At 71.4% G+C, this 15,233-nt stretch carries 13 protein-coding genes; 4 read left to right on the forward strand and 9 right to left on the reverse strand.

Going from position 1 to position 15,233, the window contains the following annotated elements; translation table 11 throughout:
- Nucleotides 1-56: 56 nt before the first annotated feature.
- Nucleotides 57-665, reverse strand: coding sequence for a DsbA family protein (locus tag JHE00_RS02800; protein ID WP_200314396.1), 609 nt, complete (start codon nt 663-665; stop codon nt 57-59).
- 71 nt (nt 666-736) lie between these two features.
- On the opposite strand from JHE00_RS02800, the gene JHE00_RS02805 reads away from it, so the two are divergent.
- Nucleotides 737-2,032 (forward strand): alpha/beta hydrolase family protein, encoded by a 1,296-nt coding sequence (locus tag JHE00_RS02805; protein ID WP_200314398.1) that lies wholly within the window; start codon nt 737-739, stop codon nt 2,030-2,032.
- Here the strand turns inward: JHE00_RS02805 and JHE00_RS02810 are convergent.
- From JHE00_RS02810 to solA, 7 genes are all read right to left on the reverse strand, one after another.
- The gene (locus tag JHE00_RS02810) at nt 1,971-2,660 is read right to left on the reverse strand and encodes a hypothetical protein (protein ID WP_200314400.1); all 690 of its coding nucleotides are present in this window, start codon (nt 2,658-2,660) and stop codon (nt 1,971-1,973) included. The genes JHE00_RS02805 and JHE00_RS02810 overlap by 62 nt on opposite strands.
- A gap of 100 nt (nt 2,661-2,760) precedes the next feature.
- Nucleotides 2,761-4,251: a tripartite tricarboxylate transporter permease gene (locus JHE00_RS02815; RefSeq protein ID WP_200314402.1), complete on the reverse strand. Its 1,491-nt coding sequence runs from the start codon at nt 4,249-4,251 to the stop codon at nt 2,761-2,763.
- Between the two features lie 13 nt (nt 4,252-4,264).
- Nucleotides 4,265-4,774, reverse strand: coding sequence for a tripartite tricarboxylate transporter TctB family protein (locus tag JHE00_RS02820; RefSeq protein WP_200314404.1), 510 nt, complete (start codon nt 4,772-4,774; stop codon nt 4,265-4,267).
- A 31-nt stretch (nt 4,775-4,805) separates the two neighbouring features.
- A complete protein-coding gene (locus tag JHE00_RS02825) occupies nt 4,806-5,792 on the reverse strand; it encodes a tripartite tricarboxylate transporter substrate binding protein (RefSeq protein ID WP_200314406.1) in 987 nt (328 codons plus the stop codon).
- A 5-nt stretch (nt 5,793-5,797) separates the two neighbouring features.
- Entirely contained in the window at nt 5,798-7,534 is a 1,737-nt protein-coding gene (locus tag JHE00_RS02830; protein WP_230422787.1) for a hydantoinase B/oxoprolinase family protein, read from the reverse strand.
- The gene (locus tag JHE00_RS02835) at nt 7,531-9,588 is read right to left on the reverse strand and encodes a hydantoinase/oxoprolinase family protein (protein ID WP_200314408.1); all 2,058 of its coding nucleotides are present in this window, start codon (nt 9,586-9,588) and stop codon (nt 7,531-7,533) included. Before JHE00_RS02835 ends, JHE00_RS02830 begins: the two co-directional genes overlap by 4 nt.
- The gene (solA, locus tag JHE00_RS02840) at nt 9,585-10,742 is read right to left on the reverse strand and encodes an N-methyl-L-tryptophan oxidase (RefSeq protein ID WP_200314410.1); all 1,158 of its coding nucleotides are present in this window, start codon (nt 10,740-10,742) and stop codon (nt 9,585-9,587) included. The genes JHE00_RS02835 and solA overlap by 4 nt, the downstream gene beginning before the upstream one ends.
- Nucleotides 10,743-10,817: 75 nt before the next feature.
- On the opposite strand from solA, the gene JHE00_RS02845 reads away from it, so the two are divergent.
- Both JHE00_RS02845 and JHE00_RS02850 read left to right on the forward strand, forming a co-directional pair.
- Nucleotides 10,818-11,720, forward strand: coding sequence for a MurR/RpiR family transcriptional regulator (locus JHE00_RS02845; RefSeq protein WP_200314412.1), 903 nt, complete (start codon nt 10,818-10,820; stop codon nt 11,718-11,720).
- A 23-nt stretch (nt 11,721-11,743) separates the two neighbouring features.
- Nucleotides 11,744-12,862, forward strand: coding sequence for an NAD(P)/FAD-dependent oxidoreductase (locus tag JHE00_RS02850; protein ID WP_200314414.1), 1,119 nt, complete (start codon nt 11,744-11,746; stop codon nt 12,860-12,862).
- A gap of 63 nt (nt 12,863-12,925) precedes the next feature.
- Here the strand turns inward: JHE00_RS02850 and JHE00_RS02855 are convergent, their stop codons facing one another.
- A complete protein-coding gene (locus JHE00_RS02855; protein WP_307831791.1) occupies nt 12,926-13,777 on the reverse strand; it encodes a transglycosylase SLT domain-containing protein in 852 nt (283 codons plus the stop codon).
- 389 nt (nt 13,778-14,166) lie between these two features.
- Between JHE00_RS02855 and pip the strand changes: the two genes are divergently transcribed.
- Nucleotides 14,167-15,135: a prolyl aminopeptidase gene (pip, locus tag JHE00_RS02860; RefSeq protein ID WP_200314418.1), complete on the forward strand. Its 969-nt coding sequence runs from the start codon at nt 14,167-14,169 to the stop codon at nt 15,133-15,135.
- Nucleotides 15,136-15,233 lie beyond the last annotated feature (98 nt).

Here is a 15,233-nt window from a genome sequence, read left to right on the forward strand (position 1 = left end):
TGACGAGCGCGGGACAATCATTTCCGACGGTATTTTCTTTTGTTCTGGACGTATTGTCAGCGAGGCAGCGACGTGTGCTTGAACTCGTTGAGATCGGCCCAGCCGTCGAGCAGGTCCAGCGTGCGCTCGACCGCGCCGACCGACGGCGCCGGGTCGGCACCGGCCGGGGCCCGGTTCATCAGCCGCACGAACACGGCCCGCTCCCCCGAGATGAACGTCGGCACGCCCCAGACGTGGTGGGAGGCGGCGAACTCCTCGTGCTCCCGCCGCACGGTCTCCAGCGCCGCGCCGGAGTCGACCCGCTCGAACACCGCGTCGGCGGGCGCGCCCGCGCCGCTGAGCACGCGCCCGACCACGGCACGGTCCTCCAGGTGCAGGCCCTCGTCGTGGCGGGCGGCGAACAACGCCCGGTGCACGGCGGGGAACGCCCCGGGGAACTCGTCGCGGACCGCCACACCTGCCTGCAGCGCGAGGATTCCCTTGTCGTCGCCGGGCTTGTCCCACACGCTGGGCTGTCCCTCCTCGACGTGGGCCTGCCCCAGCGAGAACGGCAGGAACCGCACCTGCCAGTCCGCACCGGCGGCCAGGCCGGTCAGGACGTGCTCGTGGGCGTTGCGGGCGAACGGGCAGCGGTAGTCCCAGGTGACGGCGAACGAAAGTGTCATGTCCTCGGCAACGCGCGGGGCGCCGCCCGTTGTTCCGGTGACGATCAAGCCGCCTGCTGCGACTTCGCAGTATGGCCGCCATCGTGACCGCGCTGCGCGCGCACAACAAGGTGCTCACGGACGGGTTCTTCCGCGACCAGGAGCTGGACTTCCGGGCCCGGGGAGTACTCGGCGCCGCGGTGCACGGCGCGAGCGATCCGGGCACGGTTCTCGCGACACTGGCGAGGATCGACTCGCACCGTGCCTGGTTCCGCGAGTGGTGTGCGACCGCCGAGCACGCCGAGGCGCGGGCACGGGCGGCCCGCGCCTCGGGCGACGTCGCGGGGGCGCGCGGGGAGTTCCTGCGCGCCGCGACGTACTGGGCGTGCGCGCTCGACGGTGTGGACAGCTTCGGCGAGCAGCACACCGACGAGCTGCTGCTGCCCACGTTTCGCAGGCACCGGGCGTGCTGGGACGCGTTCGTCGACGGTGCGGGCGGGGCCTACGTGCGGGTGGACGTGCCCTATCTCGACACCACCCTGCCGGGTTACCTGCTGCGCCCCGACGACTCGGGGCGGGCCCGCCCCACGCTCGTGGTCACCAACGGCAGCGACGGCGCGCTCAGCGATCTGTGGAGTGGCGCGGGAGTGGCCGCCGCGCTCGGCCGCGACTGGAACGCCTTCGTCTACGACGGTCCCGGGCAGCAGTCGATGCTGTTCGAACACGGCACCCGGTTCCGCCCCGACTGGGAGGACGTGCTGACCCCGGTGCTCGACGCGCTGGTCGCCAGGCCGGACGTCGACGCCGGCCGCCTCGCGGGCTACGGCCTGAGCCAGGCGGGGTTCTGGGTACCGAGGGCGCTGGCCTTCGAGCACCGGCTGCGCGCGGCGGTGGTGGATCCCGGTGTCGTGGACGTCTCGGCGTCGTGGACCCGGCACCTCAACCCCGGGTCACGCAAGCAACTCGACAACGGCGACCGCGAGGGGTTCGAGAAGTCCATGCGGTTCGCGACGCGCATTCCGGCGCTGCGCCGCACCCTCGCGTTTCGGGGCAGGCCCTACGAGCACCAGGATTTCTTCGACCTGTTCACCACGGTGCGCACCTACCGGCTGGAAGCAGCCGACGGCGCGCGGATCACCACGCCGCTGCTGATCACGGATCCGGAGGGCGAGCAGTTCTGGCCTGGCCAGTCGCGCGCGCTGGCCGAGCTCGTCGACGGCGCCGAGGTGGTGTCGTTCACCGCCGACGAGGGCGCGTCGTGGCACTGCGAGCCACTGGGCAGACTGCTGGTCGAGCAGCGGGTGTTCGGCTGGCTCGACCAGCGGCTCAGCTCTGCGGACGACCCGTCGGTGTCCCCAGCCTCGGGCCGATCGCGCCGCCGACGGTGATCAGCACCAGTCCACCGAGCGTGACGTAGACACCGGACGACAGGGCGTCGAAGTCCTCGAACACGCCACGATAGGTCGCGATCGCGTGCCCGACGGTCAACAGCAACGACGCGACCGCCATCATGGCCCGCATCGGACCGAGACGACCACGCTCCACGCTCCTGCCGGACGTGCTGAGGATCAGCTTGGCCGACTTCTTCCCGCGCACTCCCCCCGCGGTCCACGCCAGGTAGTACACAGCGTGCAACGCGATCAAGCCGAGCCCGGCCCACTGGAAATAGGCCTGGAACACGTGGTGCCCCCACTTGTCCGAGAGGACGCCTTCCTCCACGGCCCGGCCGATCAGCACCGACCAGCCGTACATCGACTCCTGTTCGACCCACGGCAGGGCCAGAGCGCCGACCAGCGCGACGAGCGTGCCGAGCACCACCGGCACCAGACCCCAGCCCGGCCGGGTCCACGGCTGTGGTTCACCGGAGCCGGGCCTGCCGTGCGGACCGGGGTACTGCTGAACCGGGTACTGCTGAACCGGGTACCGCTGAACCGGGTACTGCTGCCCCGGGTGCTGCTGGGCCGGGGCGTGCGGTGGCGGCGCGACCGGGCCGCGCGACGGGTCGGGGTGGTTCACCGCGCGAACGGTAGTGCCGCGCCGGGAGCGTCCGGTGGCAGACCAGTGGCACGGCGGTGGCACGGCGGTGGTCCGCGCCCGCCACCGTGCCACCGTGCGGCTAGGCGTTGGCGTCGACCTTCTCCACGCCCCTGCGGTGCAGCCGGTAGGCCAGGCCCACCGAGACGAGCGCCGCCGCGGCGAAGCACAGGAAGATCGGGCTCTCCACCAGCGACGCCGGCGAGATCGCGACCGTCTGGCGCAGGGAGAGCTCCAGCATCGGGCCGAGGATGAAGCCCATCACGAACGGAGCCACCGGCAACCCGCGTTTGCTCATCGCCCAGCCGGCCACACCGGCCACGAGGCACACCACGATGTCGAACACGCTGTTGCGCGCGGTGTAGGCGCCGACCCCGCAGCACACGATGATGATCGGGCCGAGCACCCCGTAGGGCACGTTCGCGATCTTGGCCCACAGTCCGGCAAGCGGCAGGTTGAGCACCAGCAGGATCACGTTGGCCACGAAGAAGCTCGCGATGACCGCGGCGGTGATGTCGGCGTCGGAGGTGAACATCGTCGGACCCGGCACCACGCCGTACACCATCAGCGCCGCCATGATCAGCGCCATCGTGGGACCGGTGGGGATGCCGAGGCTGAACAGCGGCACGAACCCGCTCATCGCCGTGGCGTTGTTGGCGGCCTCGGGCCCGCCGATGCCCTCGACGGCGCCCGTGCCGAACCGCGAACCGCCCTTGCGCTCGGCCCTGCGCCGTTCGCTGGCGTAGCTGAGGAACGTGGTGGTGGAGGGCAGCATGCCGGGGATGAGCCCGAGCAGGAAGCCGGTCACCGTGCCACGGCCCGCCGCGCCCGCGCTGCGCCGGAACTCGTCGCGGGTGGGCAGGAACCCGCCCACCTTCGCGGCCTGGGCGCTGGGCGTGCCCCGCTCGAGCGTGCGCAGCACCTCCGCGACGCCGAAGAGCCCGATCATCACCGGCACGATGTCGAGGCCCTGCATCAATTCCAGCGAGCCGAACGTCATGCGCTGCTGGCTGCTGGTGAGGTCGAGACCGACCGAGGCGAGCAGCATCCCGGCCACGGCCATGCCGATGCCGCGCACCACCGAACCGGACGACAGGCCCGCGATCGCGGTGAGGGCGAACAGCACCAGCCCGAGCATCTCCGGCGGGCCGAACTCCAGCGCGAACCCGGCCAGGTGCGGCCCGATGAGCCAGACGCCGAGCGTGCCGACGATCCCGGCGAAGAACGACGCACCCGCGGCGATGGCGAGCGCCTGGCCCGCTCTGCCGCGCTGGGTCATCGGATACCCCTCGAGCGCGGCGGGCAGCGACGACACCTCGCCCGGGATCTTCAGCAGGATCGCGCTCGTCGAGCCGCCGTACATCGCGCCGTAGTAGATCGCGGCGAGCACCACGATCGCGGCGGACGGGCCGAGGTAGGCGGTGAGCGGGAACAGGATCGCGATGGCCGACACCGGACCGAGGCCGGGCAGCACGCCCACCATCGTCCCGGCGAGACAACCGAGGAAGGCCAGCAGCAGCACCTGCGGCTGGAACACCTCGGCGAAACCGCTGAGCAGTTCGGACAGACCCATCTGGCAGCCTCCCTCAGAACCTGAGGATCCCGGCGGGAAGAACCACTCCCGACAGTTCGAACAAGGCGATGAACACGGCGTTCATCACCAGTGTGTACACAGTGGACTTGATCCAGCCGTAACGGGAGATCACGTGCAGGAACACGAAGACCACGACCACGCCCGCGAGGACGTAGCCCAGCGTGGCCAGCAGCGCGGCGTAGGCGGCGACCAGCAACAGGCAGATCGTCATGTCCCGGTACGGCGTCGCCGGACGGGCGGCGTCGTCGGAGTCGCCGGGGGCGTCCTCGCCGGTGCCCTCGGTGACCGAGGGCCGCTCGGAGTACGCCGTGGTCGCGGCGAGCACGACGCCGAGTACGAGGATGTACCAGCCTGCCATGTCGGCCTGCGCGGCCGGATCGATCGTGAGCAGCAGCCGCAGGCCCTCCTCGACGGCCAGTCCGGCGAGCAGCAGGAGGACGAGCATCGGGGCGTAGGCGCCCAGGGTGCGGGCCCTCGACGGGCTCCGGGTGGTCGTGGCCATGAGGCCTCCTGAGGACGGTGGGGACGGCGAGTCAGCCGGCGACGCCGATCTGCTCGGACAGCGTGGCGAAGCGGTCCTTCTCTCGGTTGATGTCGGTGCGCAGCTCCTCGCCGGTGAGCACGGCCGGAGCGAGGCCCACGGCGGAGAGCTGGTCGACAACGGCGTCGTCCTCGGCGATGGTGGCGACGGCGTCGGCGAGCTTGCCGGTGAGGTCACGGGGCAGCCCGGGCGGCGCCGAGACGCCCACCCAGTACTGCATGTCGAGCTCGGGGTGGCCGAGTTCGGCGGTACTCGGCACGCCTTCGAGCTTGTCGATGGGCTGGGTGCCCGTCAGGGCGATGGGCCGCAGCTTGCCGGTGCCTGCGAGGCTGAACGCCGAGCTGGCCCCGCCCGCGCCGAAGTCGATGTCGCCAGCCGCGACGGCCCGCATCACCTCGCCGGAGCTGCGGAACGGCACACGCTTGACCTTCGCCGCGTCGATGTCGTTGCCCGCGAGGAACTGCAGCGTCGCGAAGTCACTGGTGCTGCTGCCGCCGATCCAGCCGACCGTGAAGTTCTCCGGGTCGCTGCGCGCGGCCTCCACCACGGCGTCGAAGTCCTGGTACGGCGAGTCCCCTCCGACGACGTAGACGTGCGGGCCCTCGGCGAACTTGGCGACGAACGTGCGATCGGTCCAGTCGTAGGGCACGTAGGGCAGCAGCCCCTGGATGGAGCTGGACCCGGCGCCGTCGGCGAGCAGGGTGTAGCCGTCGGCCTCGGACGTGCGCACCGTGCTGACGCCGATGATCTGGTCGGCGCCGGGCTGGTTGACCACGTTCACCGGCACGCCGAGTTCGTCGGAGAGCGCCTCGGCGCCCGCCCTGGCGGCGATGTCGGTGGAGCCGCCCGCCGCGAACGGCACCACGTAGTCGATGGAACGGCTCGGGTAGGTGCCGGCGGTCTCGGCATCGGCGGCGCACGAGGTCAGCAGCGCGGCGGCGCACAGCGCGGCGGCCGCGCGCAGGGCGGTGGCTCGCATCGGCCTCACCCCTCCGGCCGGTCGCCGCGGACGCGCGCGGTGGCCTCGGCGTCGAGCGCGCCGTCGTCGGTGAGCACCACGCCGTAGTCGGACAGTGCGCTGCGCGTGGTGATCCGGCCCTGTGCGACGTCGCGCACGACGAGCTCGGCCGGGCGCGCGAACGGCTCGCCGTAGCCGCCGGAGCCGGGACTCTCGATGCGCACGACGTCGCCGTGTCCCAGCGTGATGCCGGAGACGCGGCCGCCGGGCAGGGTGTGCTCGGCGTCGGTATCGGGACGCAGGATGAACTTGCCGGTGGTGCCGTCCTTGCCGCCCTCGAGACCCAGTGGCGGGAACGTCTGCCGGTCGGCGTGCGCGGAGAAGTCGGCCTGACCGGAGAGCACGCGGATGTCGCGCCGCACCCCGAGCCCGCCGCGGTGCTCGCCCGCTCCGCCGGAGTCGGTGATCAGCTCGTAGGTGTCGACCCGCAGCGGGTACTCCAGCTCCAGTGCCTCGATGGGCAGGTTGGAGGAGTTGGTGACGTGCACCTGCACCGCGTCGAGGCCGTCGCGGTCGGAGCGGGCTCCCGCCCCGCCCGCGATCACTTCGGGGTAGACGAAGAACTCCTCGTCCGGGCCCGCGAAGGTGACGTAGGTGATGGAGCTGTGCGACCCGGCCGGCACGCGGCCGGGCACGGCCTTGGCGAGCGCGGCCAGCAGTACGTCGGCCACGCGCTGGCAGGCGTCGGTGCGCGCGGCCACGGCGGCGGGCGGGCGCGGGTTGACGATGCTGCCGAGCGGAGCCTCGATCCGCACGGCGTCGAAGAAGCCGCCGTTGGCGGGGATGTCGGGATCGAGCGCGGCCTTCAGCGCGTAGTAGACGGTGGCTTCCAGCGCCGAGCGCACCACGTTGATCGCGACGTCGGCCTGCCGCCCGGTGCCGGCGAAGTCGACCGAGACCTCCTCGCCCGCCACGGTGACCGCGGCCTCGATGCGGATCGGCTCCTGGCCGGGGTGGTCGCTGTCGAGCCAGTCGGCCGCGGAGTAGGTGCCGTCGGGGATCGCGGCGACGGCCACGGCGAGCCTGCGCCGGGCGTAGCCGAGCAGTTGCGCGCACGCCGCGTCGATCACGTCGCCGCCGTACTTGCCGTGCAGCTCGGCGAACCGGTTGCCGCCGGTGTGCACGGCGGCGAGCTGGGCCAGCAGGTCTCCCCTGCGTTCCTCGGGCAGCCGCGAGTTGAGGGTGACGAAGGCCAGCACCTCCTCGTTCACGGCGCCGTCGATCATGAAGCGCACCATCGGGATGCGCAGGCCCTCCTGGAAGATGCTCGTGGAGTCGCCGGAGTTGCTGCCCGGCACGTGCCCGCCGACGTCGGAGTGGTGGGCGATGTTGGCGCTGAAGCCGACGAGCCCTCCGGCGACGAATACGGGCGACACCATCGTGATGTCGGGCAGGTGCGTGCCACCGCCGGTGTAGGGGTCGTTGGTGATGTAGACGTCGCCCTGCCGGAGCTGTTCGGGGCCCACCCGGTCCAGCAGCGCCTGCACCAGGCCCGCCATTGATCCCATGTGGATCGGAATGTGCTCGGCCTGTGCGACGAGCCTGCCCCGCGCGTCGAACAGCGCGGTGGAGCAGTCGACGCGCTCCTTGATGTTGGTGGAGTAGCTGGCCCGCCGCAGCACGGCGCCCATCTCCTCGGCGACCGACAACATGGCGTTGCCGATCACCTGCACGCTCACCTGGTCCACAACGGTCTCGGTCATGCGTCGACCACCTCGATCAGCAGGTTTCCGAATTCATCCACAGTGGAGGACCACCCCGGGGGCACGACGGTGGTCGAGTCGAGCTGTTCCACGATCGCGGGGCCCGGGATCGTGTTACCCGCCGTGAGTTTCGCGCGGTCGAGCACCGGCGTCGGCACGGCTCCGTGCCGCTCGCCGAAGTCGACGTCCCGGGTGCCGAGCCGCGCGTCCGGATCCGGGGCCGCCCCGCCCCGCTCGATCACGGGCATCGCGGGCTTGGCGACCTCGCCGTGGGCGACGGCCCGCAGGTTCACCAGCTGCACCGGCGAGTCGGGATGGGCGAAGCCGTAGGCCTTCTCGTGCCGCGCGTGGAAGTCGGCCACCACGGCCGCGAGCGTGTCCTCGTCGAGGCCGTCGGCGGGCAGCGGAATGCGCAGCTCGAAGTTCTGCCTCGGGTAGCGCGCGTCGGCGAGGATCAGCACCTCGTGCCGCTGCGCGATGCGGGCCTCCTGCTCCAGCCACGCGGTGCCCTCGGCGACCAGCGCCGCCACGGCCTCGTTGAGCGCGGGCAGCGTCTCCGGCTCGGCCCTGCGCAGGAACGAACTGGTGAACTCGCTGCGCACGTCACTGACCAGCAGACCCAGCGCACACAGCGTGCCGGGGTTGGGCGGCACCAGCAGCCGGGTCATGCCGACCTCGGCCGCCACCTCGGCGGCGTGCAGCGGGCCCGCGCCCCCGTAGGCCATGAGCACGTACTCGCGCGGGTCCTCCCCCGACTCCACCGACACCTGGCGCACCGCGCGGGCCATGTGGGAGTTGGCGAGCCTGCCGATGCCGCGCGCGGCCTCGACGACACCGGCGCCGAGGCCGTCGGCGACGCTCGCGACGGCACGCTCGGCGGCGGCGCTGTCGATCGGCATCGCGCCGCCCAGTGCGCTCTCGGGGTTCTGCCTGCCCCGCACCACGTTGGCGTCCGTGGTGGTGGGCTGGGTGCCGCCGTGACCGTAGGCGGCCGGACCCGGCCGGGCGCCCGCGCTCTCCGGTCCGACCCGCAGCCCGCCCGCGCCGTCGACGGAGGCGATGCTGCCGCCGCCAGCGCCGATCGTGTGCACGTCCACCGAGGGCACGCGGATGGGATATCCGCCCAGCCCGCGCTCGTTGGCCGAGGCCGGCCTGCCGTCGCGGATGAGGCACACGTCGGTGGAGGTGCCGCCCATGTCGAAGGTGATCAGATCGCCGATCCCGGCGAGCCCGGCGAGGAAGCTGGCGCCGACGACACCGGCGCTCGGGCCCGACAGCAGGGTGGTGACGGGCCGCTCGGCCACCGCGTCGGTGGACGCGAGCCCGCCGTTGGACTGGATCACGCGCGGGCCCACCGGCAGCCCCTCCTCGGCGACGCGCTCGCCGAGGCGGCGGATGTAGCGCGACACCACAGGTCCGATGAACGAGTTGATGACCGCCGTGGAGAAGCGCTCGTACTCACGGAACTCGGGCGCGACGCGGCTGGACCGCGACACGAACACGTCGGGCAACCGCGAGGCCAGCGCCTCCTCTACGCGCGTCTCGTGTGCCGCGTCGCGGTAGCTGTGCAGGAAACAGATCGCGACGGACTCGGCCCCGGAGGCCTCCAGCTCGGTGGCCACGCGCTCGATCTCGGCGTCGGTCAGCTCCCGCACCACCTCGCCGGTGGCGGCCAGCCGCTCGGCGACGCCGAAGGTGAGGTCGCGCGGCACGAGCACGCGTGGCTTGTCGGCGAAGAGGTCGTAGAGGTGCGGCCTGCGCTGGCGGGCGATCTCCAGCACGTCCGGCACGCCGCCGGTGACGAGCAGCGCGGTGGTAGCGCCCTTGAGCTCCAGCAGCGCGTTGGTGGCGACCGTGGTGCCGTGCCCGAGGTAGGTCACGTCGCCGGGCTCGCGGCCCGCGCCGCGGAGCACCTCGCGGATGCCGTCGGCGACGGCGATCGACTGGTCGTGGCCGGTGGAGGGCAGCTTGACGATGTGGAACCGGCCGCTGCCGGTGTCCAGCGCGGTCACGTCGGTGAACGTGCCGCCGACGTCGACTCCGATGCGGATCATGCGGTCTCCTGGTTGGTCCTGGCGAGAGCGAGCCGGGCGGGCAGCGGGTCGCCGCCGCGCTCGAGCAGTGTGTCGACGGCGAGCGACGCGAACACCGGCGAGAGCTTGAAGCCGTGCCCGGAGAAGCCGCTCATGGACACCACGCGCTCGAAGCCGGCCGGGGTGCCGATGAGCCCGTGGTTGTCGGGCGTGTAGCCCTCGATGTAGGCGGCGGCGCCCGCGGCACCGGGTTCCAGCCCACGCAGCACACCGCCGATCGCCGCTTCGATCCTCCTGGTGTACTCGACCGGAACGGTGTTGTCGAATGTGGACAGATCGGACACGGTTTCCTTGGGAATGTGCAGGTTCACCTTCACCAGAGCGTCCCCGTCGGGAGGGAAGAACGACAGCTCCGCCTCGCGGCCGCTGCGGCGGATGCCCACCGGGAACCGTTCGGGGGCGAAGGCGTCGGGGTCGGTGGCGCGGAACCAGTGCAGCACCACCCTGCGCACCTCGTACCGCCCGCGCACGCCCGCCAGCAGCTCCGCTGTCCACGGCCCGCCGCACACCAGCACGCGGCTCGCGGTGAGCACGCCGTCCTCGGTGTGCACGCGAACGTGCTCGCCCGCCTCGTCGAGCCCGGTACAGCGCACGCCCGTGCGCACGTCGGCGCCGAGGTCGCGGGCCAGTCCGGCGGCGGCGCGGATGGCCGTCGACGGGAACAGCAGCCCACCCTGCGGGTCGAGCACGCCGACGTCGCCGTCGCGCAGGACGTGCTGCGGGTAGCGGGCGGCGAGCTGGTCGTGGTCGAGCCGCTCGATCGGCAGGTCGAAGTCGGTGGCGCTGCGCAGTACCTCGGCGACGTCGGGATGCTCGGCAGCGCCGATGCTCAGCGCGCCGGTGGGCAGCAGGATCCGCTCTCCCGTCGCGTCGGCGAGCTCGGCCCAGAGCCCGGCCGCGCGCTGCAACAGCGGCACGTACCAGGCGCCCTCCTTGTAGGCGATCCGGAAGATGCGGGTCCGCCCGCCGGCGGCGCCGTGCTCGTGACCGAGTTCGTCGTGCTGCTCGAGACCGATCACGCGCAGGCCGTCACGGGCGAGGCGCCACAGCGCCATGCTGCCCATCGTGCCGACGCCGATCACGATGACGTCGGCGTCGAGGCCCCGGTCGGACATGTCAACCTCCATGGTGTACGGACTCGACGTTGCGAGCTAATGTAGGCAACACGACAGGAAGGGGTCAATGTCGTAATGAAAACTACAAGTAACGAGTCCCGCGACGCGCCACTGCACGAACGCGTGGCCGCGCTGGCCGATGGCATGTCGGCCAGCGAACGGATGGTGTCCGAGTACATGGCCGACCATCCCGAGATCGTGGTGTCCTGTTCGGCCAGTGAGCTGGGCTCCCGCACCGGAACCAGCGACGCCACCGTGGTGCGTGCCGCGAAGGCGTTGGGCTACGGCGGTTTCCGCGAGCTCAAACGCAGCATGCTCGACGTCCTGACCCGGCAGCGCGACCTCGCGGCGACCATGGACGACCGGCTGGCGCGCGTGTCCACTGAGGACAACCAGGTGGCGCGCGTGCTCGACGACACGGTGACGCTGCTCGGCCAGCTCCGGCGCGGACTCGACACCGCGTCGTGGCAGCGCGCCGTCGACGCGCTGATCGCCGCACCCGCGGTGATGACCTACGGCATCGGCCCCGCCGCGAGTCTCGCCGACTACCTGCGCCTGTCGCTGACCCGCATCGGCGTGCACGCGCGCGGCGGCGGCATCACCGGGTTCCGGCTCGCCGACGACCTGCTGACCCTGCGAGCCGACGAGGTCGTGGTGGTGTTCGCCCCGATCAGGCAGTTCCGGGAGATCTCGGTGATCGTCGAGCACGCGAACACCGTGGGCGCGAAAGTCGTGGTGATCACCGAGAGCCTCGGTCTCGCGCTGGAGCCGAAGGTGCACGCCGTGCTGTCGACCCCCCAGTCCACCACCACGGCCGCCAGCGAGGTGACCGCCGGGCTCGTGCTGGCGCACGCGCTGACACTCAGCGTCGCCTCCGCCACCCACGACACCGCGGTGGACGCGCTGCGGCTGGTCAACCAGCTGCGCGCGGGCGTCGTCGGTGCCGAACTCGACGTCACCCCACTGCCCACCGACTAGCCAACCAGCGAAGGGAGCGCCGCGTGCGCGTCATCGTCCTCGGCCTCGGAGTCGTCGGAGCGGCCGTCGCCGCGAACCTGGCCCAGCGCGGGCACGAGGTCACCGTGCTCGACGCGGCCGGCGCACCGGCACTCGGAACGACCTCGACCACGTTCGCCTGGGTCAACGCCAACAACAAGCGACCGCCGCACTACCAGCGGCTCAACGCCGACGCGCTGCGCGAGCACCTGCGGCTCGGCGGACAGGACGCGGGCTGGCTGGTCCAACGTGGACATCTGGAGTACGCGACCGGCGACGACCACAGGGCACGGCTCACCGAACGGGTCGAGCGACTGCGGGGACTGGGCTATCGCGCGGAGTTCCTCGACGGGACAAGGGCCGCCGAACTGGAGCCCGACCTGCGGGTGGCTCCCGACGCGCTCGTCGGCTGGTTCGCCGAGGAGGCGCACTGCTATCCGGAGCTGTTCGTGGCGGCGATGCTCGGTTCCGCGCCGGTCACCGTGGAGACCGGCCACACTGTGACCGCGGTGACCGGCGACGGAACCGTGCACCTTGCCGACGGCTCGAGGCGGACCGCCGACCAGGTGGTGACCTGCCTGGGCAGGCACACCGGCTCCCTGCATCCCGAGGTGCGCATGATGGAGCCGGAGAAGGGCAACGCGGTGGTCGGGTTCCTCGGGCGGACCGCACCGGTGCCGGTGCGGCTCTCGCGCGTGGTCACCACCGCGTCGGTGAACCTGCGGCCCGCGGGAGGCGGGGCGCTGCTGGCGCAGACGCTCGACCAGGACACCCATGCCGATCCGCACGGTCCGGTCCCGGAGCACGTGACCGAGACGATGCGCGAGCGGATCGCACAGCGGGTGGGGATGCCGGTGAACATCGACGCGATGCTGCTGGGGCAGCGGTCGCTGCCCGCCGACGGACTGCCCGTGGTGGGCCCCGTCGGCCCGCGCTCCTACGTCGTGACCAGCCACAGTGCCGTGACACTCGCCCCGCTGTTCGGCGAGCTGGTGGCACGGGAGCTGACCGGCGACGAGCAGGAGCGGCTCACGCCCTACCGACCGGGCCGGTTCGCCGGCGCTACCGGCGACACCAACGAGACCGGCACGGTGCGGCCTGCGCGACTGCCCGGCGAGCAGTGACCGCCGGCGACCGGCCCGGAACCCTCCGGACCGGTCGCCGAGACGAGCGCTGGATCAGCGGGATCAGTAGCCGCGGTAGCCGCCGCCACCCGCCATCGAGGCGAGGCCGGGGTGCTCGGCGAAGCTGCCGTAGCGCGCCAGCGTGTAACGGACACCGGCGATGATGTTGTCCACCGGGTCGTAGATGTTGTCGTAGCCGGGCAGCTTGTAGGAGTTGAACGTCGGGTCGATCGTCTGCATCAGACCCTTCGACGGGGTGCCCTTGACCGCGTTACTGTCCCACAGGTTGATCGCGTTGGGATCAGCGCTGGACTCCTTCTCGATCACCGTGCGGATCGCGCCGGTGTCCGCCTTGGACACCGGGACGCCCTTGGACTGCATGATCGAGATCGCGTTCCAGATCCAGCCTTCCACGGCGTCCGCGGGCTGGGGCTGCGGTGGCTTGGGAGCCGGCTTCGGCGGCGCGGGGGCGGGCTTCGGCGGCTGGGGCTTGGCCGCGGGCTTGTGCTGCTCCGCCTTCTTCGGCGCGGGCTTGGCCGACTCGGCCTTCTGCTCGGCGGGCTTGCGCTCCGCCGCGAGGGTCGCCTTGCCCACCTCGGACTTGTCGCCGTCCTTGACGTTCTTGTCACCGGCGGGGCGAGCGGGCCCCGGGGTGGCGTCGCGGTTGCCCTCGGCCAGGCGCTGTGTCTGGGACGAGACGGCCTTGGCCTCGGCGGGAACCGACTCACCGCCGTCGGCGAGAGCACCCGTGCCCACCACGCCGCCGATGGCGGCGGCGATCAGGCCCATCGCCGCATAACCGCGGACGCTCTGGCGCTGTTTGCCTTCGAGGTTCTTGTAGTTCTCGTGGATTCGGGTCGGGGAAATACGCGCGGCATGTTTCTTAACATGCCGCGACAGGGTGTTCCATGCCACGGGCTCGTGGTCTCCTTCGGGGCGGGGATGTGCCATCCAGTCGGGGGCCTGGACGGCAGCGGCACGCGCGACCGGTCCTCACGGGACTCCGCTGCTTCGGGGGAAACATTCATCGCATCGCGACGCCTCCGAGAGATTACGAAAGCGAAACGAGGAAATCACTAGTGGGTGTCGTGAAACACAGATCAACATTCTTTTTCGAAGCAACCTCGAACTGAGTTGATTCTTTCTATGAATGTGTTGACGTGTGCACGAAACGTGTTCACGTGAACAAGAAATGCGCCGTTTTCCTTGCGTCCACCCGCCATCGACACTGGTGGTCCAGTTGCTGAAGCGCTAACATAACAGCGCTGTTGCATCGGCCGGATTCACCAACGAAGGGACGTCGCGTGCCCGACCGCCTGTACCCGCAGTACGAGCCCTACGCAGCGGGGTTGCTCGATGTCGGAGACGACAACCGGATCTACTGGGAGGAGTCGGGCAATCCGGACGGCAAGCCGGCCGTCTTCGTCCACGGCGGGCCCGGATACGGGAGCAACCCGGCCCGGCGACGTTACTTCGACCCCGCCCGTTACCGCCTCGTGTTCGTCGACCAGCGCGGGTGCGGGCGCAGCGTCCCGCACGCGAGCGATCCGGCCGCCGACCTGCGCCACAACACCACCGAACACCTGCTCGCCGACCTGGAGCAGCTGCGCGAGCACCTCGGCATCGAGCGCTGGCTGCTCTTCGGCGGGTCGTGGGGCTCGACGCTGCAACTCGCCTATGCCCAGCGGCACCCCGAGCGCGTCACCGAGATCGTGATCGCCGGCGTCACCACCTCCAGCGCCCGCGAGATCGACTGGCTCTACCGCGGCTCAGGGCGGTTCCTGCCCGAGGATTGGACCCGGTTCCGCGACGCCGTGCCCGAGTCCGACCGGGACGGCGACCTGCCCACCGCCTACGCCCGGCTGCTGGAGGATCCCGATCCCGACGTCCGGGTACGCGCCACCCACGCGTGGTGCGCGTGGGAGGACGCGCTGCTCGCCACCGAGCCGAACGGCATCCCGAACGCGTTCAGCGGACTTCCGCTCACCGACCGGCTCGCCCTGGTGCGGATCTGCGCCCACTACTTCTCCCACCGCGCGTGGCTGCCCGACGGCGCCCTGCTCGACGGTGCGGGCCTGCTCGCCGGGATCCCGGGTGTCCTGATCCACGGCAAGCTCGATCTGAGCTGCCCACTCGATACGGCGTGGGAGCTCGCTCGCGCGTGGCCCGGCGCCGAGCTCACGGTCATCGACGACGCGGGGCACCTCGGCAGTGACACGCTGCGCACGCGAATTCGCGGTGCACTCGACGAGTTCGCGACCTCGGGCCGGTAGCCCGTCCCGGCACCCGCCCTGACGCGAAGTTCGTTACCGAACCGTCATGGGCACCGTGAGCTGCGGGAAGCCTTACCTCACCACGAGGTTGCCGCCTC

The organism is Prauserella cavernicola (assembly GCF_016595675.1).
Classification (GTDB): Bacteria; Actinomycetota; Actinomycetes; order Mycobacteriales; family Pseudonocardiaceae; genus Prauserella_A; species Prauserella_A cavernicola.